The 24652-nt window shown below is 50.7% G+C and carries 24 protein-coding genes and 1 tRNA gene; 6 read left to right on the forward strand and 19 right to left on the reverse strand.

What is annotated here, in order from left to right:
- The first annotated feature begins 33 nt into the window (after window positions 1-33).
- Window positions 34-396 carry an Mpo1-like protein gene (locus tag EZV72_RS16345; protein ID WP_137168233.1) on the forward strand — a complete coding sequence of 121 codons (363 nt, stop codon included), beginning with the start codon at window positions 34-36 and terminating at the stop codon, window positions 394-396.
- 29 nt (window positions 397-425) lie between these two features.
- Here EZV72_RS16345 and sodC read toward each other — a convergent pair whose 3' ends face one another.
- The 6 genes from sodC to purE form a co-directional block, all read right to left on the reverse strand.
- Window positions 426-962 (reverse strand): superoxide dismutase family protein, encoded by a 537-nt coding sequence (gene sodC / locus EZV72_RS16350; protein WP_137168234.1) that lies wholly within the window; start codon window positions 960-962, stop codon window positions 426-428.
- Window positions 963-1250: 288 nt separating this feature from the next.
- A complete protein-coding gene (locus tag EZV72_RS16355) occupies window positions 1251-1724 on the reverse strand; it encodes a Dps family protein (RefSeq protein ID WP_137168798.1) in 474 nt (157 codons plus the stop codon).
- Between the two features lie 106 nt (window positions 1725-1830).
- On the reverse strand, window positions 1831-2298 hold the full coding sequence (locus EZV72_RS16360; RefSeq protein WP_175405147.1) for a copper chaperone PCu(A)C: 468 nt from the start codon (window positions 2296-2298) through the stop codon (window positions 1831-1833).
- A gap of 91 nt (window positions 2299-2389) precedes the next feature.
- Window positions 2390-2465: transfer RNA gene (locus tag EZV72_RS16365), tRNA-Thr, on the reverse strand.
- Window positions 2466-2608: 143 nt separating this feature from the next.
- A complete protein-coding gene (locus EZV72_RS16370; protein WP_137168236.1) occupies window positions 2609-3748 on the reverse strand; it encodes a 5-(carboxyamino)imidazole ribonucleotide synthase in 1140 nt (379 codons plus the stop codon).
- The gene (gene purE / locus EZV72_RS16375) at window positions 3745-4236 is read right to left on the reverse strand and encodes a 5-(carboxyamino)imidazole ribonucleotide mutase (protein ID WP_137168237.1); all 492 of its coding nucleotides are present in this window, start codon (window positions 4234-4236) and stop codon (window positions 3745-3747) included. Before purE ends, EZV72_RS16370 begins: the two co-directional genes overlap by 4 nt.
- 205 nt (window positions 4237-4441) lie before the next feature.
- Between purE and EZV72_RS16380 the strand changes: the two genes are divergently transcribed.
- Together EZV72_RS16380 and nhaA are read left to right on the forward strand one after the other, a co-directional pair.
- Complete coding sequence (locus tag EZV72_RS16380) at window positions 4442-5320, forward strand: LysR family transcriptional regulator (protein ID WP_175405148.1); 879 nt, start codon at window positions 4442-4444, stop codon at window positions 5318-5320.
- Window positions 5320-6558: a Na+/H+ antiporter NhaA gene (nhaA, locus tag EZV72_RS16385; RefSeq protein ID WP_137168239.1), complete on the forward strand. Its 1239-nt coding sequence runs from the start codon at window positions 5320-5322 to the stop codon at window positions 6556-6558. Before EZV72_RS16380 ends, nhaA begins: the two co-directional genes overlap by 1 nt.
- On the opposite strand, the gene EZV72_RS16390 is transcribed toward nhaA, so the two are convergent.
- The 4 genes from EZV72_RS16390 to trxA form a co-directional block, all read right to left on the reverse strand.
- The gene (locus tag EZV72_RS16390; protein ID WP_137168240.1) at window positions 6533-9265 is read right to left on the reverse strand and encodes an ATP-binding protein; all 2733 of its coding nucleotides are present in this window, start codon (window positions 9263-9265) and stop codon (window positions 6533-6535) included. The genes nhaA and EZV72_RS16390 overlap by 26 nt on opposite strands.
- A gap of 40 nt (window positions 9266-9305) precedes the next feature.
- Window positions 9306-10595 carry an amidohydrolase gene (locus tag EZV72_RS16395; RefSeq protein WP_137168241.1) on the reverse strand — a complete coding sequence of 430 codons (1290 nt, stop codon included), beginning with the start codon at window positions 10593-10595 and terminating at the stop codon, window positions 9306-9308.
- A gap of 101 nt (window positions 10596-10696) precedes the next feature.
- Window positions 10697-11962, reverse strand: a complete 1266-nt coding sequence (gene rho, locus EZV72_RS16400) for a transcription termination factor Rho (RefSeq protein ID WP_137168242.1) — start codon at window positions 11960-11962, stop codon at window positions 10697-10699.
- 341 nt (window positions 11963-12303) lie between these two features.
- A complete protein-coding gene (trxA, locus tag EZV72_RS16405) occupies window positions 12304-12630 on the reverse strand; it encodes a thioredoxin TrxA (RefSeq protein ID WP_137168243.1) in 327 nt (108 codons plus the stop codon).
- Between the two features lie 101 nt (window positions 12631-12731).
- Between trxA and rhlB the strand changes: the two genes are divergently transcribed.
- Both rhlB and EZV72_RS16415 read left to right on the forward strand, forming a co-directional pair.
- Window positions 12732-14018 (forward strand): ATP-dependent RNA helicase RhlB, encoded by a 1287-nt coding sequence (gene rhlB / locus EZV72_RS16410; protein ID WP_137168244.1) that lies wholly within the window; start codon window positions 12732-12734, stop codon window positions 14016-14018.
- 6 nt (window positions 14019-14024) lie between these two features.
- Complete coding sequence (locus EZV72_RS16415) at window positions 14025-15536, forward strand: Ppx/GppA phosphatase family protein (protein ID WP_137168245.1); 1512 nt, start codon at window positions 14025-14027, stop codon at window positions 15534-15536.
- Window positions 15537-15581: 45 nt separating this feature from the next.
- On the opposite strand, the gene hemB is transcribed toward EZV72_RS16415, so the two are convergent.
- From hemB to tatA, 7 genes are read right to left on the reverse strand one after another with little or no spacing between them, the layout of a single operon-like run.
- Window positions 15582-16583, reverse strand: a complete 1002-nt coding sequence (hemB, locus tag EZV72_RS16420) for a porphobilinogen synthase (RefSeq protein ID WP_137168246.1) — start codon at window positions 16581-16583, stop codon at window positions 15582-15584.
- Window positions 16584-16586: 3 nt separating this feature from the next.
- Window positions 16587-18476, reverse strand: coding sequence for a sensor domain-containing diguanylate cyclase (locus tag EZV72_RS16425; RefSeq protein ID WP_137168247.1), 1890 nt, complete (start codon window positions 18474-18476; stop codon window positions 16587-16589).
- Complete coding sequence (locus EZV72_RS16430) at window positions 18477-19256, reverse strand: TatD family hydrolase (protein ID WP_137168248.1); 780 nt, start codon at window positions 19254-19256, stop codon at window positions 18477-18479.
- Window positions 19257-19790 (reverse strand): hypothetical protein, encoded by a 534-nt coding sequence (locus EZV72_RS16435; protein ID WP_137168249.1) that lies wholly within the window; start codon window positions 19788-19790, stop codon window positions 19257-19259.
- A gap of 29 nt (window positions 19791-19819) precedes the next feature.
- Window positions 19820-20590, reverse strand: a complete 771-nt coding sequence (gene tatC / locus EZV72_RS16440) for a twin-arginine translocase subunit TatC (protein ID WP_137168250.1) — start codon at window positions 20588-20590, stop codon at window positions 19820-19822.
- Entirely contained in the window at window positions 20587-20889 is a 303-nt protein-coding gene (gene tatB, locus EZV72_RS16445; protein WP_137168251.1) for a Sec-independent protein translocase protein TatB, read from the reverse strand. The genes tatC and tatB overlap by 4 nt, the downstream gene beginning before the upstream one ends.
- Window positions 20889-21131: a Sec-independent protein translocase subunit TatA gene (gene tatA / locus EZV72_RS16450; protein WP_137168252.1), complete on the reverse strand. Its 243-nt coding sequence runs from the start codon at window positions 21129-21131 to the stop codon at window positions 20889-20891. The genes tatB and tatA overlap by 1 nt, the downstream gene beginning before the upstream one ends.
- Before the next feature lie 187 nt (window positions 21132-21318).
- Here tatA and EZV72_RS16455 point away from each other — a divergent pair, with 187 nt between their 5' ends.
- Window positions 21319-22278 carry a hypothetical protein gene (locus EZV72_RS16455; RefSeq protein WP_137168253.1) on the forward strand — a complete coding sequence of 320 codons (960 nt, stop codon included), beginning with the start codon at window positions 21319-21321 and terminating at the stop codon, window positions 22276-22278.
- A gap of 87 nt (window positions 22279-22365) precedes the next feature.
- Here EZV72_RS16455 and ilvN read toward each other — a convergent pair whose 3' ends face one another.
- Both ilvN and EZV72_RS16465 read right to left on the reverse strand, forming a co-directional pair.
- The gene (gene ilvN, locus EZV72_RS16460) at window positions 22366-22863 is read right to left on the reverse strand and encodes an acetolactate synthase small subunit (RefSeq protein WP_137168254.1); all 498 of its coding nucleotides are present in this window, start codon (window positions 22861-22863) and stop codon (window positions 22366-22368) included.
- Window positions 22863-24581, reverse strand: a complete 1719-nt coding sequence (locus EZV72_RS16465; protein ID WP_137168255.1) for an acetolactate synthase 3 large subunit — start codon at window positions 24579-24581, stop codon at window positions 22863-22865. Before EZV72_RS16465 ends, ilvN begins: the two co-directional genes overlap by 1 nt.
- Window positions 24582-24652 lie beyond the last annotated feature (71 nt).

Genomic DNA, 24652 nt, shown 5'->3' on the forward strand with positions numbered 1-24652 from the left:
TTTACATCTGATTAACAGTACAGGTGAAAGTCGATGTCTTCGCGCTTTACCAGCTTTGCCGCATTTTACCCTTACTATTTAAGTGAGCATGCTCAGGCCACCTGTCGACAGTTACACTTTGCCGGCTCGTCGCTGGTGCTGTTGATACTGGCAATGGCGCTGTTAAGTCAGCAGTCAGTCTGGCTGTTCACCGTACCGCTGGTTGGATATGGGTTTGCCTGGGTCGGGCATTTCTTTTTTGAAAAAAACCGCCCGGCAACATTTCGCTATCCCCTTTACAGTCTGATGGGCGACTGGGTGATGTTTAAAGATATTCTGTGTGGGCGGGTATCACTCAAAGGTCAGGCCTTTGATGCCCCTGGACCGGCGCCGAATAAGCACAAAAAAGCGGGCTAATGCCCGCTTTAGTCAATACGAATAGCTCATCAGATAACACCGCATGCGACGCGGGGACCACCGCCACCCAGTTTTTGTGGCGAGTCCGAATAATTGTCACCGCCTTCATGAACCATCAGCGCCCGCCCTTTAAGATCATCCATGTCCAGTCGAGGGGCCAGCACCGGTGTGGTCGCTTCTCCCTTATCGTTCACATACAGTAAGGGCAAGTCGCCCAGATGATTATGCTCAGCCCACGGATAGCCATGAGACTTGGTTTTTTCAGGGTCATAGTGGCTTCCTGCTGCTCCTGCCGGCACGGATTCACCTTTTTTCATGGCACTGTCGCAACTTGGGTTTTCATGCACATGAAAACCATGACCGCCCGGCTTCAGGCCTGTCAGTGACGGGGTGAGTACCAGTCCGTCATCAGTTTGCTCAACCTTAACCATACCGGCAGACTTACCGGACTGTACATGCGTCATCTTGATAGTTTTGACTTCCGGGGCAAACATCTCATCGTCAGCCAGTATCGGGGCGGATAAAACAGACAGGGCCAGTGGCAGGCCTGCAAGTAATTTATGCATTGGGTTGTCCTTAAACGGTCTGTATCAGTCAGCCTCAGGCGACTGATGTTGCTTTGCAGCAAAAAAATGAATACTACGCTATGGTTACCGTCACCAGGCCCTGGCAGGATCAGTTTGTCGAACAGATGCCTGTCATAAAAGGCAGAATAACAGCGCTTGTCGGTTCACTTGCAGGCACCAGTCACCAGCACTGCACAGTGCCGACCAGTCAGTAAACAAAAAAGCCCGATAGCAGAGCTAGCGGGCTTTCCGGAATGGGTTTACAGGATAAAAACCTGCGTTACCCTGTTATTTAGTTTGTGTTGCCCGAAGCATCCAGGCGGTTTTTTCGTGCACACGCATACGATCTGAAATCAGTGCCACAGAAGACTCATCATCTGCGTCCTGAGCCGTTTTGAGCGCTTCACGACAGGTTTTAACTACTTGCTCATGGCCATGAGTCAGTAGCCCCACCATCTCCATCGCTTCAGGTACGCCTTCCACCTCTTCAATGGCGCTTAATTCAGCCAGTGTCTTGTATGTGCCTGGTGCAACCACATCCAGCGTACGGATACGCTCAGCGATATCATCAACCGCTTCAGCAAGCTCGGTGTAATGCTCTTCAAACATCAGGTGCAGTTCACGAAAATGCGGACCGGTCACATTCCAGTGAAAATTGTGAGTTTGCAGATAAAGTGTATAGGAGTCTGCCAGCAGGCGCTTCAGACCCTCGGCGACTGCGTTACGATCATTTTCTGATATTCCGATATCAATCTTGCTCATCATTGACCTCTCATTCGTTTAAACGATTAATTTAGTCTATATAATTTACTTTTATTGATACTACTAAAACAACGTACTGGATTACTAATCGAAAAATTCTGTTGGTTTAATCGTGATGCTGATGATCACCTTGCATAGTATTACCGGCTTTGACAGCAAACGATACCGTCTGATTGATACTATCCGTAAAATAAAGCGTTAATGTCACCGTGTCGCCGGCTGTCAGTGTGGTTTTCAGGCCAGATAGCATGATGTGTTTGCCGCCAGGCGTAAACGCCAGGGTTTCATCGCCGGCCAGCTTCAGAGGTAAAGGTAAAGGCCGCATACTCATCAGGCCGTCTTTATCCAGTGTTTGATGCAGACCGGCTTTCGCGGCAATTTGTGGACTAACAGAAATACCGGTGAGTGTTATCGGTTGCCCGGTTTGATTATGCAGTGTCATGTAGCCTGCCGCTGATGTGGACATCGCAACAGGGGCCCGCAACCAGGCATCTTCTACAGTAATTTGTGCCAGTGCAAGAGATGAACAACATGCCAGCCATAACCCTGCCAGCGTTCGCGTAAATAAGGTCATACACGCCTTCCTATGGATATTTTTGTCCATAGTACTGCACACAGGTAAATTGGCAACAGGTGGAAAATATATAGAGAGGAAAGAAGAGAAATGGTGCCGACTGCCGGAATCGAACTGGCGACCTACTGATTACAAGTCAGTTGCTCTACCAACTGAGCTAAGTCGGCACACGCACTTCATCTTTTGAAGCCTGCCTGATGTCGCGTCTTGCTGCATCAAGCGGGGCGTATTTTAGTTTTTTATCACAGGTTGTCAAGCATATATTTTTCAACTGCGCAATAAACCCGCAACCTGATGAAATTTTAGCTTTTTAAAGCTTTTTAAGGCGTTCAGCTTCGTCTTTAAGGCAGGGAAATTTGCCTTCAGGCATAAACTCAGCCAGCTGGTTTAGTTTGCCCCCCAGCTCGGCGTAGGTGGCCGCCGTCAGATTAATATGTCCCATTTTGCGCTTCTTCCGCACAGCTTTGCCATACCAGTGCAAATGACACCCTTCAATACTCAGTAAATCTCTGGAAAAAGAGCTACAACCGATGACATTGACCATGGCTGCCGGACGATGGGCTTTGGTATCGCCTAATGGTAAGCCAACCACAGCGCGCAGATGGTTTTCAAACTGGCTGGTATCACTGCCGGTTAGTGTCCAGTGCCCGGAGTTATGCACGCGCGGTGCCAGCTCATTGACCAACAGGGTATCGCCACACTGAAACATTTCCACTGCCAGCACGCCAACATACTGCATGCCATTAGCCAGTGTGGTAAAAATCGCTTCAGCCTGTGCCTGCAAGGCGGTATCCACCGCATTGGCCGGTGCCACGGATACGTGCAGCTGGCCTTCGTGGTGGAGATTTTGTGCCAAAGGATAGACCCTGATATCACCAGCAGCACTGCGTACACCAATTAGCGACAGTTCCCGCTCGAACGACAGCATCTGCTCAACCACCAGCGGTACCTGCTGTAAGTCCAGCTCCTGCAGGGCTGCTTTTAATGCGGGCAGCTCCCCGGCGTCTTTTAATCGCCACTGGCCATAGCCGTCATAACCATCGCGACTGGCTTTGATGATCAACTTATCGCCCAGCGCGTCGATGCAGTCATCCAGCTGCTCCAGCGCGGTCACAATCCGGTGCGGACAGTTAGCTACCTTAAGCTGCTCCAGCAGCTGCTTTTCACGCACCCGGTCAGCCCCAACCAGAATAGCGTCCATGGAAGGCATCAGCTTACCGGTGTCGGCCGCCTGCTCAAGCAATCGCTCAGGCACATGCTCAAATTCCACTGTCAGCGCATCGGCTTCATCCAATGCATCTTTTAGGCTTTGATTGACCGGCAGCTTGCTGACGGGATGCACCACGGTGTCCGATTTCACGTCCACCGCCTGTACTTCAATCCCCAGTGGCACGCCCGCCAGATACATCATCTGCGCCAGCTGACCGTCCCCATATACCACTACTTTCATTGATCCAGCTCCAGCTTGCCGCTTTCCAGCACTTTTTCAGTTTGTTGCTGACGGAAGGCTTTCACCGCTTCGCGTACATTTTCATCCTGCAATGCTACCACCTGAGCAGCCAGCAGGCCCGCATTGGCAGCTCCAGCTTCACCAATCGCCAGCGTTCCCACTGCCACACCTTTTGGCATCTGCACAATCGATAACAAAGAATCCAGCCCGTTCAATGCTTTGGATTTAACCGGGCAGCCAAACACTGGCAGGTGAGTATGGGCGGCAATCATGCCTGGCAGATGTGCAGCACCGCCTGCACCGGCAATAATACAGCTGAAGCCCTTGTTAGCCGCCGTTTCTGCAAATTCAACCAGCAGATTTGGAGTACGGTGGGCAGAGACGACCTGCGCCTCAAATTCAACCCCAAAGTCTTTAAGCATCAGCGCGGCCTGTTGCATGGTCGGCCAGTCAGAAGTAGAGCCCATAACGATTGCGACTTTTGCCATCAAATGCTTCCTCGTGAGATGTAGATGTCGGAGAAACTGTCACCGGAAAATTAAAATCCGGTGCCGTTAAAGGCGCAAGATTGTAGCGTAAATTTAGGCGAAAACCTACACAATGCCAGCGGCAAAATTGAACCAAGCTCTGCGTTTTCATCTACAAAGCTCACTATATTACGGTTTTTTTCAATGGTATTTACCAAGAAGGTTTATGAATAGTTTGACGTTTAGACTGCTGGAAGTATTTCAGGAAGTGGTAGACAGCGGTTCAGTCACCGCCGCGTCAGCGTCGCTGTCGCTCTCACAGCCCACGGTTTCCCTGCAGTTAAAAAAGCTCACCAGTGTGGTGGGCCTGCCCCTGCTAGAACAGCTTAACGGAAAAACCCGGATGACCGAAGCTGGTCAGATTGTATACCGCTGTGCCCAGGAAATGATGGCTTCGCAAACCCGTATGCTCTCCCAAATCAAGTCACTGCAGGGGATGGAAAGCGGCTCTTTGCGCATTGCTGCGGTGACCACGGCCAAGTACGTGATACCACCTCTACTGGGGGCTTTTTGTAAGCAGCACCCGAATATCGACGTCAATTTTCATGTCGGTAACCGTGAGCAGATTCTGGAGCGTCTTAAAAATAACCGGGACGACTTATATATCTTCAGCCATCCCCCACAAGAAGAAGCCACGCAAGCCGAACCGTTTATGGGTAACGATCTGGTCGTTATTGCACCTTCGGATTATACCGGACCAGACCACTGCACCCTGCACGATTTGGCTGATCAGAAATTTTTACTGCGCGAGGCCGGCAGTGGCACCCGCAAAAGCGTGGATGAGTTTTGCCGCGAACATCACTTTAATTTTATCGACCCGATGATTGTTGAAAGCAACGAAGCTATCCGCTTGTCAGTGGCCTCGGGGCTAGGACTCGCTATTTTATCGGAGCATACACTGGCCCAAACCGCCCCCAACAGCGTAAAGAAACTGCATGTGGAAGGATTTCCGCTAAGCAATCAGTGGCATGTGGTAACCCGTAAAAACCGGCCGCTTAGTCTGGCCGCCCAGTCATTTAAAACGTCGGTATTACAGGAGAAATAATGAACCTGAAAGAGGACATTAAGGAAGAAGTCGAACATCTTAATGAAGTTGTAGACAACTTTTTACGACGAGAATCCTCAGCCGGCATCGTGCTGATGGTCGCTACCGCCCTGGCACTTATTGTGGCCAACTCGCCTATGTCCGGTCTGTATAATCAGCTGATTGACATTCCGGTAGTGATTGCTGCGGGTGACTGGGGCATAGAAAAACCCCTGCTATTGTGGATTAACGACGGCCTGATGGCGATATTCTTTTTCCATGTCGGACTGGAACTAAAACGGGAAGTGTGTGAGGGCGAGCTCTCAAACCCTAAAGAAATTGTCTTTCCTGCCGCTGGCGCCATCGGTGGTATGCTGTTTCCGGCCTTGATTTATGTCTGGGTAAACTGGGGTGACAGTCAGGCGTTATCCGGCTGGGCTATTCCGGCGGCTACCGACATTGCCTTTGCCCTGGGTATTCTGGCCCTGCTGGGCAGTCGGGTTCCCTCCAGCCTCAAAATCTTTCTGGTCACGCTGGCTATCATCGATGATATCGGTGCCATCTTAATTATTGCGTTTTTCTACACCAGCAATATTACCGAAACAGCCCTGATAGTGGCAGCTGGTTGTTTGGCTGTGCTCTGGTTCATGAACCGTCGCCATATTGTTGATCTGCCATCGTATATTCTGGTTGGGCTGGTGCTGTGGGTAGCCTTATTAAAATCTGGTGTGCATGCTACGCTGGCCGGTGTGATGCTGGCGGCATTTATTCCTATGCGCAGCAAAAGCGACCCTTCCTATTCACCGGTCACCAAACTTGAGCATGAACTTAACGCGTCGGTGAGCTTTGCTATTCTGCCCATTTTTGCGTTTGCCAATGCCGGCATTGATTTTGGTGCTATTAAGCCGGAAGGTATTTTTCATCCGGTCACCTTCGGTATTTTTCTGGGGCTGGTTGTTGGTAAGCAGTTGGGCGTATTCGCATTTTGCTGGCTGGTGGTGAAAATGAAACTGGCCACTCTGCCCAAGGACCTGAACTTCAAGCACATTTACGGTTGTTCACTGCTGTGCGGGGTAGGCTTCACTATGAGCCTGTTCATCGGTTCACTGGCCTTTGAAGACTCTGGCGTCAACCGTATGTTTGACGAACGGGTGGGTATTCTGGCCGGCTCGCTGGTCTCAGCTATCGCCGGCTACGTAGTGCTGTACCTGCTCGAGCGAAAGCCCGACCCGGCTAAGGCTGGCGAGGCTGACCAATAAATTTGCCCATCGCTGCAAACAGGTTTAACCGGTTTACCGGCTTGCTGACGTGGGCATTCATGCCGGCCTCATGACAAGCCGCAATGTCTTCTTTGTAGGCATTGGCGGTCAGGGCAATAATGGGGGTGTCTTTTACCGGCCCGGAAAGCCGCCGGATGGCCTGGGTGGCGGCAAAGCCATCAAGCACGGGCATCTGGCAATCCATTAAAATGATGTCAAATGCGCGTTTTTGAACAATCTGCAGTGCCTGCTGACCATCCTTGGCCCGCAGGCATTTCAGTCCGTAATGTTTGAGTAAATCAATCACAATTTGTGCGTTGATGTCGTTGTCTTCCACCACCAGTACCACCGCCCCTTTACGCACCTCAAACACGGGCTTTTCGTCACTAACCGGCTTTTCGGTAGCAGGCGCAAAGGGCAGTGAAATAATAAACCGACTCCCCCGCCCCGGTTCACTTTCCAGACGCAGGTCACCGCCCATCAAATCAACCAGTTTTTTGGTGATCGGTAAACCCAGCCCGGTTCCGCCGTAATGGCGCGTGGTAGAGGAGTCAGCCTGTTCGAACTGTTCAAAAATATGGGGCTGGCTTTGCGCTGAGATACCGATACCGGTATCAGCAACCATTAACGTAAGCCGTTCGTTATTGTAGTAGGCAGACACTGACACATCTCCCTGGTCGGTAAACTTAATGGCATTACTGAGCAGGTTGTTGAGTACCTGATTAAGCCGTCCCGGGTCGCCTTTGACGGAATCAGGCAAATCATCGCTGTGATGCAGGTAAAGTTTCAGGCCCTTTTGTTCCGCCCCCGGACGGTGCAGGCATGCCACTCCCTCAAGCAAGTCAGATAAACCAAACGGAATCTGCTCTATCTGCATTTTTCCGGCTTCTATTTTTGACCAGTCCAGAATGGAGTCAAGAATCATCGACAGATTACCGGCAGACTGAGCAATAATGTCTACCCGTCGATAGGTATCTTCAGGCAGGTCGCTGACCAGCAAATTTTCACAACTGCCAATGATGCCATTTAAGGGCGTGCGAATTTCATGGGACATATTCGCCAGAAACTGACTTTTAGCCTTATTGGCGTTGCGGGTTTGCTGTAATGCTTCTTCCAGTGACCGGGTTTTCTCATCAATCCGGTTTTCCAGCGTATGATTCAGCGTATCCAGCTGCTTAAACGCATTGAGTAGCCGGGTTTGCAGGGCGGTAAAAGCGCTGTCCAGTGCATATACCTCTTCCAGTTCAAGACGCCTGCCATCAGCCAGCTGTAATGTTTGACTGCGACTGGGATCAAAGCGGGAAAAGTGCTCTACCAGCGTTTGTAGCGGTGCCGCGAGGTGCCGGGCCAGCATATAACCGCACAGGAAACCAATGACACAAACGCCAAGCAGCATACTCAACGCCATAACCAGATATTCGCTGGTACTAAGATCAAACTTAGCCATGTCGTAGAACAGGCTGACCGTCCACTCCTGTGATTTAGCCGGGTAGATGTCACGCATCCACAACCGCTCCTGCATCTGCCACTGACCGGCGCAGGACTCCTCCAGACACGGGTTTATTGACGGCGTACTGAGCGGACTGAGGCCGAGCTGGCCGGAGGCATAAATCACCTGACCAATATTATCCTGAATCAGCATGGCAAATCCTTCCAGATTCTGCTGATCAAAACGGCGAAACGATGACAGTGACAAAGAACCTTCAGCAATACCGTCAAACCGTCCGTCAGACCGGGTGAGTGGCGCTGAAATCGCCACAATTGGGTCGGCCCCAAATCCCCGCCCTTCAAAAGCCTGCGATATAAAAGGCTGTCCGGTTTGTCTGACCTGCGAAAAATACTGGCGGCTTTGCACATTTATCATTCCCGCCTGGCGGGCTTTTTCCATTAGCGCCAGCGGATAAGCGTGGGTTATCTGGCCCTGGCTGTCGGTAACAAGAAAGGTCAGAAACTGCGGATGCTGATTGGCCAGAATGGTCAGAATATCAGCCTGACTATTGCCTAGCTGGGGTAACGATAACGTTTGTGCCGCCTGAATAACCGCCGCCTGATGGCTGAGCAAAAAGTCGTCCACTTCTTCGGCCAGTACCCGGGTACGCTGGGTCAGGTAACTATCAATGCTATTTTGCTGGGAAGTCTGAAACGCATGAACATAAAAGAAGTTTACCGCCATGTTGCCGGCAAAAAAGACCGCCGCGAACACATAAGTCAGCAGGTATTTAAACGGCAGCCGTGTGCGATGGTCACTGTGCCGGGTGGCAATCCAGACCAGATAGCCAAGATGCCCGGCTACCAGCGCTGCCATGCCAGACAGCCAGGTCGCGGTGGTGGCACTAAATACTGTGGCCAGCGGCGAGTCCATCACGGCGGCCTGATAGGCCAGTAACCCCGGCAAGGCGATACAGGACCAGGCAATGCCCCCGCTTTTTAAGGCATGCAGGTGGCTTTTACGATAACTGAACAGACCGGTAATTAACGGCTGCAACAACAGCAAAAAAACCGGAACCACATCGTTGAAGCGCCATAGCAAAGGCATGCCGGCTATCAGGGTAATTGCCAGCGTCCAGCGCAGCGGCAGGGAAAGCGCGGCAAATATCACCGGAATCATGCCAAACACCACAAGCCCTTCGGTTTTGACCGGCTCTGGCAAAAGGTTTAATGCAACGCTCAGGGCAGCGAGTGCTGCTGCTAAAATCCCTGACTTCAACGAAGAGTACCTGTAAAAAATAAATTATCATTAAAATATATTAGTTCTTTTTAAGGTAGTCTATTGTCATATTGGCTAATAACCGCACACCCAGCTTCATTCCCTTATCATCCACGTAGAACTCTGGCGTATGATGAGCCGGTGATGTTTCTTCAGGTACATCAAGGGGCTTACCGCCTACCCACAAAAATAATCCGGGAACCTGCTCCTGATAAAATGCAAAGTCCTCAGCACCTGTCACCGGCTTCGACAACAGCACGTTATCTTCACCAGCAGTCTGCTTAAGTACCGGTAACATCGCTGTCGTCAGGTCAGGGTCGTTGTAGGTAATCGGATAGCTGTAGTCCAGCGGAAGTGTCAGGGTGGCTTGTGCACCCATGCTATCAGCAATGCCCTTCACCTTTCGGGGCATGGCTTCATACATCAGGGCCCGGGCTTCTTTGTCCAGTGTGCGAATTGTGCCCACCAGCTCAACCTCGTTGGGAATGATATTAGAACGGTTACCACCGTGAATAGAACCGATAGAGACCACAGCAGCACTGTCTATAATTTTCAGCTCCCGGCTGACAATGGTCTGTAACGACATCACCATTTGCGCGGCGGTTACCACGGGGTCAACACTTTTCCATGGGTAGGCGCCATGGGCCTGCTTTCCTTTAATAACAATTTTAAACGGATCGACCGCCGCCATCGCCCCTTGCGGAGTATAACGGACTTTACCGATATCGGTGTTGGCGTTGATATGCAGTCCGAAAATGACATCCACATCCGGGTTTTTCAGCACGCCTTCTTTCACCATCACCTCTGCCCCGCCCTGCTCACCGGGAGGCGCACCTTCTTCTGCGGGCTGAAAGATAAACTTAATTTTCCCCCGTAATTCGCCTTTCATTTCGCTTAGCACCCGGGCTGCTCCCATCAGCATTGCCATATGGGTGTCATGGCCACAGGCGTGCATCACCGGGACGGTTTTACCGTTATACTCTGCGGTTTGTTCAGACTTCCAGCTCAATGTATTTTGCTCAGGCACAGGCAAGCCGTCCATATCTGCACGCAGGGCCACTACCGGACCGGGCTTACCGGTATCCAGCACAGCCACCACGCCTGTTTTCGCAACACCGGTGGTCACCTTCAAATCCAGGGTGTGCAGAAATTCGGTAATGTATTTTGCAGTATTAAATTCCCGGTTCGACAACTCCGGAAATTCATGAAAATGATGGCGCCACTTAATGACATCCGGCTCGACTTTATCAACCAGCGCATCGACATTCGATGCGGCATTAAGATAACTACTGGATAAGAGTAACGATAATCCCAAAACTGTTTTTTTCATGCTGATTCCCTGTGAGGTTTTCTTCACAGTAGCGCAATCAGTAAACAGTGGAAATAAAAAAACGCGCTTCAGAGAGCGCGTTTTTTAAAGCTATTAGCTGGTTAGCTTTTTTGACGTTTCATCGCATCAAAGAACTCGTCGTTGGTCTTGGTCATGGAAAGCTTATTGATTAAGAATTCCATGGCGTCAATTTCCGACATTTCATGCACAATCTTGCGCAGGATCCACATTTTCTGTAATTCATCCTGGCTAGTCAGCAATTCTTCACGACGGGTACCTGAACGATTAAAGTCGATAGCCGGGAATACCCGCTTTTCTGCAATCTTACGGTGCAGGTGCAGTTCCATGTTACCGGTACCTTTAAATTCTTCATAGATAACTTCATCCATTTTAGAACCGGTATCGATAAGGGCTGTGGCGATAATGGTCAGACTACCACCTTCTTCCACATTACGGGCAGCACCAAAGAAACGTTTTGGTTTATGCAGTGCGTTGGCATCCACACCACCAGTCAGTACTTTTCCTGATGACGGAATCACAGTGTTGTAGGCACGGGCCAGACGGGTGATAGAGTCCAGCAGGATAACCACGTCTTTCTTGTGCTCAACCAAACGCTTAGCTTTTTCAATCACCATTTCAGCAACCTGAACGTGGCGGCTGGCTGGTTCATCAAAGGTTGAAGCAACCACTTCACCCTGCACCAGACGGTGCATTTCAGTGACTTCTTCAGGACGCTCGTCAATCAGCAGTACCATCAGCTCGCAATCGGGCTGGTTGGCTGCGATAGACTGGGCAATGTTTTGCAGCAGTAATGTTTTACCTGCTTTAGGCGGCGCCACGATCAGACCACGCTGACCTTTACCAATTGGCGATGCCAAGTCTAAAACCCGTGCGGTAATATCTTCTGTTGAACCATTACCACGTTCCATCCGCAGGCGTGATTCAGCGTGCAGCGGCGTCAGGTTTTCAAACAGGATCTTAGTGCGTGAGTTTTCAGGCTTGTCGAAGTTTACTTCGCGAATTTTCAGCAACGCAAAATAGCGTTCGCTATCTTTAGGAGGTCTGATTTTTCCGGCGATGGTATCGCCTGTACGAAGGTTGAAACGTCGGATTTGGCTAGGAGAAACATAGATGTCATCTGGTCCTGCAAGATAGGATGAGTCAGCCGAGCGTAAGAACCCGAATCCATCCTGAAGTATTTCCAGAACCCCATCACCGAAAATATCTTCACCGCTTTTAGCGTGTGTTTTCAGGATGGAAAAAATGATGTCTTGCTTTCTGGCTCGCGCCATATTTTCCAGGCCCATTTCTTCGGCCAGGGCAACCAATTCGTTGATTGGTTTATTCTTTAATTCAGTTAAATTCATACTGGTGGGTCTTTGTGCTTGGACTTCGCTTACAGGGACTTTCGTCTCTATCTCGTTGTTTAGCTCGTTATAAAGAAAAGGTTATAGGCCCGGATATGGGCAAGCAGAACGCTGCTCAGATGAGAGCTAATTGAACGTTAGCACCATAACTTTATGACGTCCAGTTTTTTGCTTGTAAATGTAAAAAAACTTTATATTTTATACGAGCAGGACGTGATTAATTAAATACCGCTGTGATATACAGCCTGTTTTAATTTTTGGATGACTGTGGTGATAAAAAAAGGAAAAAAACCGGCATCTGTAAAAATGCCGGCATTTTGTTTTATTCCGAACTAAAAAAATTACAGATTTTCGTTCAGGAATTCGGTTAGTTGCGCTTTTGATAGTGCGCCCACTTTGGTCGCTGCAACATTACCGTTTTTGAACAGTAACAGAGTTGGGATGCCACGAATGCCATATTTAGGCGGCGTTTCGTTATTTTCGTCGACATTCAACTTTCCAACTGTTAACTTGCCTTCGTACTCGGAAGAAACCTCTTCCAGGATTGGCGCGATCATTTTACAAGGGCCGCACCACTCAGCCCAGAAGTCTACCAGTACAGGACCTTCAGCGTTGATAACGTCTGCTTCAAATTTGTCATCAGTTAACTGGATAATTTTGTCGCTCATTCTGTTCTCCATTGTTTGGTCTGTTGCTGATTTGTTCAGCCACACCATAAGTGTTATAAGAAACTGTCTTTTTTAATGCAAGCACCGATAAGCTATAAGCTATGCAAACAACTCATTTAACCGAAACGAATTTTTCCGATTTGCCGATCAATCCACAGGTTCTGTCGGCATTGAAAGCATCCAACTTTTCCCATTGTACCCCGATTCAGGCGCTGGCGTTACCGCCGTTGCTTGAGGGACTGGATATCGCTGGACAAGCACAAACCGGAACCGGCAAAACCATTGCTTTCCTGGTTGCCACTTTCCATTACTTGCTGTCTAACAGTCAAGACAATTCCACTGCACCAGCCGGGCCCAGAGCTATCATTATGGCTCCAACACGGGAACTGGCCGTGCAGATCTATAATGATGCTGAGCACCTCAGCAAACACACCGGATTATCACTTGGCTTGATATATGGGGGTGAGGGTTATGAAAGTCAACGCGAAACTTTGCAAGAAGGCGTTGATATCATTATTGGCACCACCGGCCGGATTCTGGATTACTACAAACAGCAGGTGTTCACCCTGAATAATATTCAGGTTGCTGTGCTTGATGAAGCTGATCGTATGTTCGATTTAGGCTTCATTAAAGATATCCGCTTTTTGTTTAAGCGTATGCCACCTGCCAGCGAACGTCTGAGTATGCTGTTTTCTGCCACCTTAAGTTACCGGGTACAGGAACTGGCGTATGAACACATGAACAACCCGACCCATGTTCAGGTTGAGCCGGAAACCAAAACTGCCAAGCGGGTTTCAGAAGAGCTGTTCTATCCGTCTGATGATGACAAAATGAAACTGTTACTCACACTGATGGAAGAAGAATGGCCGGAACGGGCGATTGTTTTTGCTAACACCAAACATGCCTGTGAAAAGGTCAGTGACTGGCTTGAAGCAGATAACCACCGGGTGGGACTGCTCAGCGGTGATGTACCGCAGAAAAAACGTATGAGCATTCTGGATGACTTTACCAAAGGCAGGGTCGATATTCTGGTGGCAACTGATGTTGCGGCCCGCGGTCTGCACGTGGATGAAGTTAGTCATGTTTTCAACTATGATTTACCTGATGACGCTGAAGATTACGTGCACCGGATTGGTCGGACTGGCCGCGCCGGTCGCAGTGGTCATGCGATCAGTTTTGCCTGTGAAAAGTATGCCCTGAACCTGCCTGCGATTGAGCAGTATATTGCGCATGCGATTCCAGTCACCGATTATGACAGAACTGCCCTGCTCGATGACGTAAGAGCACCGAAGCCACGTCAGCGCAAGCGCACGCCGAATGCCCGTAACTCTAATCGTCGCGGTCGCGGCCGGGGTAAGCCGTCAGGTAATTCAGCTAAGAAAAATTAATCGCCTATGCAGCCAGAAATCCAGCACGATTCCCTGGTTCACAGCGAGCACTACGCCGCTGTGGACTTAGGGTCAAATAGTTTTCATATGGTCGTTGTACACGTGGTAAACGGCAATGTTCAGATCATTGGAAAGGTCAAACAGAAAGTCCGTCTGGCCGCCGGTTTAAATGAAAACATGGAGCTGGACGACATCAGTATGGAGCGTGGCTGGCAATGCCTGCAAACCTTCGCCGAACGTTTGCAGGATATTCCGGCCTCCAACATTCGTGTTGTCGCCACCGCCACCCTTCGCCTGGCTACCAACGCCCAGGCCTTCATCAAAAAAGCCGAGACTATTTTGCGGCATAAACTGGATGTGATTAGCGGCGAAGAAGAAGCCCGCCAGATTTATCTGGGGGTGGCCTATACCTCTGCCAATCAGGGTAACTCACTGGTTATCGATATTGGTGGCGCCAGCACTGAAATCATTATTGGTAACGATATGCAACCTATCCACCTGAAAAGTCTGGATATGGGCTGTGTGACCTTTATGGAGCGCTACTTCAGGGGTGGTCAGCTGACCGCGGCGAATTTTGCCGAGGCTAAGCGTCAGGCTAATTTGTTGCTGGATGAAGTGGCAGACGCCTTTTTATGTTTTGACTGGCACAATTGCCTGGGGGCATCGGGTACGCCGCAGGCGATTACCGAAATTCTGGTTGCCCAGAATATCAGTGATGCCATCCGGCTGGATTACCTACACCAACTGCAGCAGCAATGCATTGAATGTGGCAGCGTAGATAAGCTGGACATTGAAGGGCTGGAAGAAAACCGCAAGGCTATTTTTGCCAGTGGTCTGGCGATACTGATTTGCTTATTTGAACGCTTGTCTATCAAGGAGATGAATATCTCTGGCGGCGCTCTGCGCGAAGGGCTGATTTACGGCATGTTAGATAATCTGCAGGAAAATGATCGCCGGGCGCAGACCCTGAATCAGGTCATGGCCCGCTATCACATTGAAAAGTCGCATGCTGATGCCGTGCGCGGACTGGCGCTGAACCTGTGTCATCAGCTGTGCGCGCAGGCGGCGATTTGTCACTTAGATACCGAAGCCGTGCTGGGCGCCGCAGCGACCTTGCATGAAATTGGCCTGCATATCGAATATAAAAAGCATCATCAGCACGGTGCCTATATTTTGTCGCACATTGATTTGCCCGGTTATACCCGTCTTCAGCGCGAGGCCATCCGGGATCTGGTGCTCTCGCACCGGTTAAAAGTCAATACTGCGGTATTTGATAACTACCATGATGATATTAAGCCCATGCTTAACGCCTTGCTGCGTATTCTGCGCATTGCCACGGTCTTGTGCCTGCGTCGTCAGAATAAGCATATTCCGACCGTAGAGCTGATAGTGGATGAGGACAACTGGACGATTAAGCTGCCGGATGGATGGCTGAGCAGCCACCCGCTCATCAATGCCGAACTGGCCAATGAAAGCTGGCTACAGCATCAGGCCGGCTGGCATTTGACCTGCCAGTAACACAATAAAAAACAGGGCCATGCGGCCCTGTTTTTTTATGCTTTATTACCCGTCTTTGAGCAAGCGTGCTGCATCGGGAGCAAAATAGGTCAGGATGCCATCTGCGCCCGCTCGTTTAAAGGCCAGCAGCGACTCCAGAATCACCGCATCACGATTTAACCAGCCATTGGCAAATGCTGCCTGATGCATAGCGTACTCGCCGCTAACCTGATAGGCAAAAGTAGGCACCTTTAATTCGGTTTTACAACGGCGCACGATGTCCAGATACGGCATTCCAGGCTTCACCATCACCATGTCGGCGCCCTCGTCAATATCCAGTGCAATCTCGTGTATCGCTTCATCACTGTTAGCCGGGTCCATCTGATAGGTTTTTTTATTCCCGCCTTTGATATTGCCGGCTGAGCCAACCGCGTCCCGGAACGGCCCGTAATAAGATGATGCATACTTGGCAGAATACGCCATGATGCAGGTATTTACATGGCCGGCTTTTTCCAGCGCCTGGCGAATCGCCCCAATCCGACCGTCCATCATATCTGACGGGGCCACCATATCGGCGCCCGCATCCGCATGTGACAGCGCCTGACGGGTCAGCACATCCACACTTTCATCATTCAGAACATAGCCGGATTTATTAATCAGACCGTCCTGTCCGTGGGAGGTAAACGGGTCCAGCGCCACATCGGTCATAATTATGACCTGCGGAAAGCGCGCTTTAATCTCACGTACCGCCTGCTGAATCAGGCCATCAGGATTGTAGGCCTCGCTGGCGCAATCAGTCTTCAGCTCCAGCGGCGTCACCGGAAACGGGGCAAATACATAGATGCCCAGAGCCAGTAACTGCTCGATTTCAGACAGCCATAAATCCACCGAGCGGCGGACAACGCCGGGCATAGAAGGCACCGGTTCCTGCTGGTTTTGTCCCGGCAGAATAAAAATCGGGTAAATCAGGTCGCGGGCTGAAAGCTGATGTTCGGCCACCAGTCCACGCAGGGCATCATGGGCTCGGATACGGCGCATGCGGCGCGCCGGAAAAGAAGAATGGGTCATGGTTTATCCTGTTATCATTTGAGCTTTTATCTGGTTTCGGCCGGCATGTTTTGCCTCATACAGCAAAGCATCAGCGGCGTTAAACAGCGCATCGGCCTGCGACTCATGTTCAATCACCCGGGTCGCTATACCGGCGCTAATAGTCATATTGAGCCGCAGGGTGTCTATCTCAACCTCATGGGAACAGATGTTCTGACGAATGGTCTCAATTACCTGCTGAGCGCCTTCCGGCTCGGTATTGGGCAGCAGAATCACAAACTCCTCACCACCAAAGCGGCAAATATCGTCAGCCGGTCGTTTGATGGTCGACTGTAAGATACGGGCAATATGTACAAGACAGGCATCGCCGACACTGTGCCCGTGGGTGTCGTTAATTTTTTTGAAGTGGTCCACATCCAGCACCGCCAGCGATAAGGGGGTTTGTTCCCGGCGGCTACGACGGCTTTCGGCCAGCAGTCGTTTATCAAAATGCCGGCGATTTCGCAGCCCTGTGAGCGGGTCGATGGTGTTCAGGTTTTCCAGTTCTTTGTTAGCCTCAGACAGCTCACGCAATGCTATTTCCAGCTCCAGTGTCCGCTCCTGTACTTCATATTCCAGCTCCTCCTGATGCTTTTGCTGCACATCAAACAATTCTGCCCGTGCTTTTAACATGGCACTTTCCTGCTCCAGCGCCTGAGCCTGCACTACCTGCATCTGTTCCCGGTTGTTGCTGTAGCTGATAGCCAGAATCAGTGCCAGTAAAGTGGTTTCTACACCAGCCCCGAGCATCAGCATATAGTTTGATGAAATCGGTGCGGTTATCAGCCCCAGATTATCCAGTGAGGCGGCAAAGGCACTGACCAGCAGGATAAACCAGGCAAAGGAGTAATACCTGGCAATGGCATCACCACGCAGGGCTATCCAGACACTGATGGATAAAGCCAGCATCACGGTGGCGCTCAGTAAGATCAGAAATACCTTGATAAGCAAGGCATAGGGCAAAATGAAGCTCAAGCCCATGCTTATTGCAAACACCGCTGCCAGCCCTTTGAGCAGCCGCGATGCTTTAACACTGTGAGTCCAGACCCGGAGTAACCGGTTGGCAAACAGCATGGCAAACATAATGGTGGAATTGGCAAAAATGGTTACCGCTTTGCTTTGTAACCAGACCCATTCTGGCCAGATATACGCATACCCTAACCCGTGCATGGTGCCAATGGTCATGGCCAGTGAAAAGACATACCCGGCGTACATAAAAAAGGTCAGGCTGCCGGTGGTAACAAACAAAAACAGATTACTGAGCCCCATTGCCAGCAACAATCCCAGAAACAAGCCCATCAGTAGATTATCGGTAGCGGTAAACGCGATGTAGTCGTTTTCTGTCCAGACCTGAACGGGTAATTTGATAGCGCCGCTGGTGGTCACCTTAAGTAGCACTTCAACCGGCTGATTTTGCTGCGGCAGCGCAAAGACCAGCGCCGGGACTTTAATGGCTCTGTCGGCAAACGCATTAAGATCGCCGCCATGATAATGGGCCAGACGCTGTGCTGACCCCTGACGATAAATAAATACCCGTACATCATCTAACAGCGGGTAACTGATATTCAGCAGCGGTCGCTCGCTATCCAGCACACTGGCATCTAAAGTAAAGCGAAACCAGTAGGTGTCAGGGTGCATCCCCATACTGACCGGCATCTGTGCCGGCTGCCAGTTAATCCCGCTACTGGCAAATGCATGTTCGGCGGTGAGCTGGCCGGGCTGGTCGATGTAATAATCGATCTGGGTCACCGGCTGGGCACTGTGTTTAAACGGGGCCAGTGCCTGGTAAAAAAATATCAGCAAACCGGCGATGATCAGACAGGTTAACAGCATCCAGCCATCGTATCGCCGTTGTGGATTTTGAGAAAATTGCACCTATACCTCGGCTAACAACCTGAACAGCGCGAGCGTATTAGCATAGCTTTGTTCACTGAGCTGCGCCAAATCACGCCCGGTCAGCTCCGCCACTTTTTCGGCAATGGCCGGAATATTCGCCGGTTCGTTATTGCGTTTTCTCGGGCGCAGGTTTTTCGGAAAAAGATAGGGCGCATCGGTTTCCAGAATCAGCCGATCCGCGGGTATCTGGCTAACAGCCTGCTGTAACGCTTCTCCCCGTTTGGGATCGCACACCCAGCCGGTGATGCCGATATACAGGTCAAACTCCAGGTACGCCTGCATCTGCTGCTGAGTCCCGGTAAAGCAATGGGCAATACCGCCCACCGGCGGGCACTGATTAAGACAGGTCAGTTGCTGCTGAAATGCATCTCGCTCATGCAGATATACCGGCATATTCAGACGTTTGGCAATGGCCAGCTGGGCATTAAAAACCTGGATCTGTACCGCAGGCTCAGAAAAGTTCCGGTTAAAATCCAGCCCGCATTCGCCAATGGCGACCACGCCGGGCTCGCCGGCCAGATGAGCCAGCCGGGTCAGGTCATCATCGCTGGCCAGACGGGCATTATGCGGATGTACCCCCAGCGTGTAGCACAACTGATCCGGATACTGTTGGTAAAGTTCCCGGGCGGCCTCCCACTCATCAGGGGCGGTGGTAATAAGGCAAATCCGGGTCACGCCCGCCTGCAGTGCGTTGTCCAGCACCAGGGGAATATCAAAGCGCCCATCAAGCAGATTCGCGCCGGCATCAAACCACTGCATCTACTGTTGTCGCTTAACTTTAATACGGCGGTTGCTGTCCTCAACCCCCAGATAAAACACGCCCATTGCACCGCGCTCAATGGTCGCGGTGTCGCCGACCCGGGGCCTGAAAAAGGCGCTATTGGTTTGCTTCCACACCATGCCGTTATCCAGTGTAAGAGTGAACTTGCCCCGCTTGTCTTTTTCCACTTTGCTGATACCGGCAGAGATTTCATCAAGCTGGTCCTGCTGGTTTTTCTGCAGTCCAAACTCCGCCGGCGTTTGCCGGTTGGGCGCAGGCTGGGTGGTTGCTGGCGGACTCACTTTAGCGACCTGTCGGGCCGTATCCGACACCAGCGGCGCAGACTGTTTGGCAGGTGCCGGCGTCTGGCGCATAGTCGCGGTTAGCTGGTCATAGCAGGCCAGTCGTTTATCATCTGCGTCAATTTGCCCGCAATGACGCAACTGGGCAGCTACAGACTGAGCGCTCGCGGCACTGGCTGGCGCCGCCAGGCCTGCGATCAAAAATGCCAGAGGCAGGATTATTTTTTTCATTGCTTTCCTCTGTGGGGTGGTTTGGGTTGTCATGATGGATTGTGCGTATCTGAAATACTGTTTTCCTGTTCATCGTCCTCGCGAACCCCCTTGCCAGCATAAATACCGCCCACAATGACCCCAATTTCAAACAGGATCCACATGGGCACTGCCAGCAGAGTCTGCGAAATCACATCCGGCGGGGTAAGCAACATGCCAATGACAAATGCCCCGACGATAACAAACGGGCGTTTGGCGCGCAGTGTTTTGGCATCGGTCACCCCGGTCCAGCACAACAGAATAATGGCAATGGGAATCTCAAACGACACGCCAAAGGCAAAAAACAGTTTAAGGACAAAGTCCAGATAGCTGGAGATATCGGTGCTGACTGTAACGCCACTAGGCGCCACATTGGTAAAGAATGCAAAGGCCAGCGGAAAGACCACAAAGTAGGCAAAAGCCATACCGGCATAAAACAGTAAGGTACTGGAGATAAGCAGCGGCACCACCAGCTTTTTCTCATTTTGATATAAGCCCGGTGCCACGAACGCCCATACCTGATACAGCACATAGGGAATGGCAATAAAAAATGACAATACGAGAGTCAGTTTAAACGGGGCGAAAAAAGGTGAAGCCACATCCGTTGCAATCATTGAGGCATTTTCGGGCAGCACATCCATCAGCGGACGGGCCAGATAATGGTAAAGATCTTCAGCAAAATACACCAGGCAGAGAAATACCACCAGCACGCTGAGTAAAGCACGTAAGATTCGGTTTCGCAGCTCAATAAGATGCGAAATCAGGTTGTTAGCGTCGGTCATTCGTCTTTCTTATAGGGTTCCTGCACAGACTTGGCAGCGTCTTTTAATTCATCCACACTTTTTTTTAAGTCAGGAGAGATGTCTTTAAGCCCCTGTTGCTCGGCTTTTTTCAGATTTTCGTGAAGCTCATGAACCCGTAACTGGTGTTCGACTTCCTGTTTGAATCCGGTGGCCGCGTTACGCACGCTGCGTACCGTGCTGATGGTAGAGCGAATAGCTCCGGGCAAACGCTCCGGGCCCAGCACCAGCAGCGCCAGTACGCCGATAACCAACAGTTCCCAAAAGCCGATATCAAACATCAGGATTTTTCTTTTACGTTGTTCTGCGTATCGGTTTGCGCAGACTCAGACTCGCTTTTATTTTCCATTTGCTGATTTTTTTCGAAATCAGCATCTTTTTTTTCTTCTTCCGATACTGCTTTCTTAAAGCCTTTGATGGCGCCACCTAGGTCACTGCCTATGCCTTTTAGTCGCTTTGTGCCAAATAATAACACCACAATGACAAGTACAATCAGTAACTGCCAGATACTAATACCGCCCATAAACTTCTCCTTTCAATAAGAATTACCAGTATGCCATTGCATGTCCAACCTTTCACCATGATATTTGAACTATAGTGAGATTAAGGCGGCACACTGTTTAACATCTTTAAACAATTCACCTGTTCTGTTTGACTTATGCTGCGTATCAACTGATTCTGAACTCAAGGGAAATGTAGTAAGGCACGGTATGGCATGTATTTTTTTGGCGGTGTGTCCGTTGCTGGCAATGCCTGCAACACCGCTACCGGTACCAGATAAACCCGCACCTGCCCTGCAGGTGCCGCACGCTGATGCGCCGGTTATCCATGACAGCTGGATGGATGAGTGGCAGGACAACCTGACCAGCTCAATGAATTATACCGTGCAGCAGGTAGATAACTTTTTTGCCCTGAAAGGGGCTGATCAGTACAACAAAGCAAGGGCGCAGGGACGCATCAGCCTGGGCTGGGAGCCCCGGTCCCGGGATATGAGTGAGTTTGATCTGCGCTTTAAAATCAGAGTGAAACTGCCGGCATTAGAAAATCGGGTAGACTTGCTGCTCAGCGATGACGAAAACTTTGATAATCAGGCTTCGATAAAAGCCGCTCGTCAGCCAATTCAGCGGCGCAGCGACAACACTACTATTGCTCTGGCCTACCGGGCCAGCGATGATGCCAAACTATCGTACCGGCTGGGAACCGGCCGGCGCGGCCAAATCTATGCTAAAACCCGATTTGAGGATATGGCCGCCTGGTCAAATCAGCTGGCCCTGTTTTACGATGCCGAAGCCTATTACTACAACCGCGATGAGTTCGGCGCTGAGTTGGGGGCTACCATTCAGTACATCAGTCGGCATGACCATGTTTTCAGGTTCAATAATCGCTATTTTTACCGGGACATGATGGAAGACTGGATCTGGCGTCATGAGGCCCAGTATCTGCACCCGATTGATGAACAGGCCGCCATGATTTACACCCTGTTTGTAGAAGGAGGCACCGAGCCGGAAAATCAGGTGGGCGAGGTGTATACCAGCGCCAAATGGCGCTCTAACCCGCTGCGGGAGTGGCTGTTTTTTGAGCTTGAACCCTTTGTGTTGTTTTTGCGGGACGAGGATTTCAAGCCCTCTTACGGAATGGCGATGCGGGTTGAAGTGTACTACGGCGGGTAGATGTTTTTGTGGCATACAAAGCATAAAAAACCCGCTGTATCATCGATAGCAGCGGGTTCTTATCAGCTGATAATGACGGACTGATGATTAAGGTCTCAGTGCCCGCTCACCGCGGGATAAGCCGCATACGCCGGTCCGTGAAGACTCAATAATTTCAGCACACTGGTTCATGGTACTGGAAAAAGCATCCAGTTTGTCCGAGGTGCCGGTCAGCTCAATGGTATAGTTACTGGCGGTCACATCCAGAATCCGGGCCCGGAAAATATCCGCATTACGCTTAACCTCGGCCCGCATCGATTCAGTACGAGTAGCCACCTTAACCAGCATCAGTTCACGCTCAACATGCGCGCCGTCGGTTAAATCAATGACTTTGAGCACGTCAATCAGCTTATTCACCTGCTTGGTAATCTGCTCAATAACCTTATCATCACCGTGAGTCGTGATAGTCAGGCGTGACAGGCTGGCATCATCGGTAGGCGCCACACATAATGAGTCCACATTGTAGCCACGCTGGGAAAACACCCCAACAATACGTGACAGCGCTCCAGGGGCGTTTTCCATTAGTACTGAGATAATTCTTTTCATCAGGTACGCTCCGTTTTACTCAGGCGCATGTCATCCATGGCACCAAATTTAATCTGCATGGGATATACGTGCTCATTCTGATCCACCGCTATATCCATGAATACCAGACGATCGGTGTAGCTGAAACACTTCTCCATCGCCGCGTCCAGGTCTTCCAGTTTGTCGACCCGGATGCCTACGTGACCGTAGGCTTCTGCCAATTTTACAAAATCCGGCATCGAGTCCATATAGGAATGAGAATGACGACCTTTGTAAATCATATCCTGCCACTGGCGTACCATGCCCAGTGCCCGGTTATTCAGCGAGATAATTTTGACCGGCAGATTGTACTGCAGGGCGGTCGATAACTCCTGAATATTCATCTGAATACTACCATCCCCGGTAACTACTACCGATACCGCATCAGGGTGAGCAAACTGTACGCCCATCGCCGCAGGCAGACCAAAGCCCATGGTGCCAAGACCACCGGAGTTAATCCACTGACGGGGCTTTTTGAACGGGTAATACAGGGCCGCAAACATCTGGTGCTGGCCAACATCAGAGCTGACATAGGCATCACCATGGGTGTGTTTGTACAGCGCTTCAATCACTTTTTGTGGCTTGATTACCTCTTCAGACTGCTCATAGTTCAGGCACTGACGGGTACGCCACTGATTGATTTGCTCCCACCATTCGCCCAACTTATCGCGCTGCGTAGCGGCCTGCACGTCTTTTAGCTGATCCAGAATCTGTTCTACAACGTGGTCAACCGACCCTACCACCGGAATATGTGCATTCACGGTTTTAGAAATCGACGCCGGGTCGATATCCACATGAATGATTTCGGCATGCGGACAGAATTTTTCCACGTTGTTAGTTACCCGGTCGTCGAACCGCGCACCCAGCGCTAAAATGCAGTCAGCATTATGCATGGTTTTGTTGGCTTCCAACGTACCGTGCATACCCAGCATGCCAACAAACTGATCATGCGTACCAGGAAAAGCGCCTAAGCCCATCAGGGTACAGGTGACCGGGGCAGCCAGCTTTTCAGCCAGCTCAATCACGCGGTTTGAGGCGCCGGCGGCAATTGCACCACCACCTACATAAAGTACCGGACGCTTTGCTTTGGCCAGGGATTTAACCGCTTTTTTCACCTGTCTGGGATGGCCTTTCTCAGTCGGACTGTAAGAGCGCATCGTCACATCCGTCGGAAAATGATACGGATGCGAGTCAGCCACATTCACCAGATCTTTGGGTAAATCCACGACCACCGGGCCCGGACGACCACTGTTGGCAATGTAATAGGCCTTAGCAATGGCTTCAGGAATATCCACTGCGCGCTTGACCAGAAAACTGTGTTTTACGATAGGCCGGGAACAGCCCACCATATCGGTTTCCTGAAACGCATCTTCACCAATGTGCATGGACGGCACCTGACCCGACAGAACCACCATCGGAATAGAGTCCATATATGCCGTCGCAATACCGGTAATGGTATTGGTTGCACCCGGACCAGAAGTCACCAGAACTGTGCCAGTTTTTCCTGTTGAGCGGGCGTAACCGTCGGCCATATGCGCGGCCGCCTGTTCGTGACGTACGAGGACATGTTTGACATCATCCTGCGCAAATAACGCATCGTAAATGTCAAGTACGGCACCACCTGGGTAACCGAACACATGTTCTACTCCTACATCTTTTAGCGCTTCCACCACCATGGCGGCGCCCGACATCATCTTCACAGTCGTGTCTCCTGTTAATCAGTTAGAAATCGAAAGCTTGTTTCCTACAGCCGGACTATATCGAAGGTGTT

This window comes from Salinimonas lutimaris, from assembly GCF_005222225.1.
Taxonomy (GTDB): domain Bacteria; phylum Pseudomonadota; class Gammaproteobacteria; order Enterobacterales; family Alteromonadaceae; genus Alteromonas; species Alteromonas lutimaris.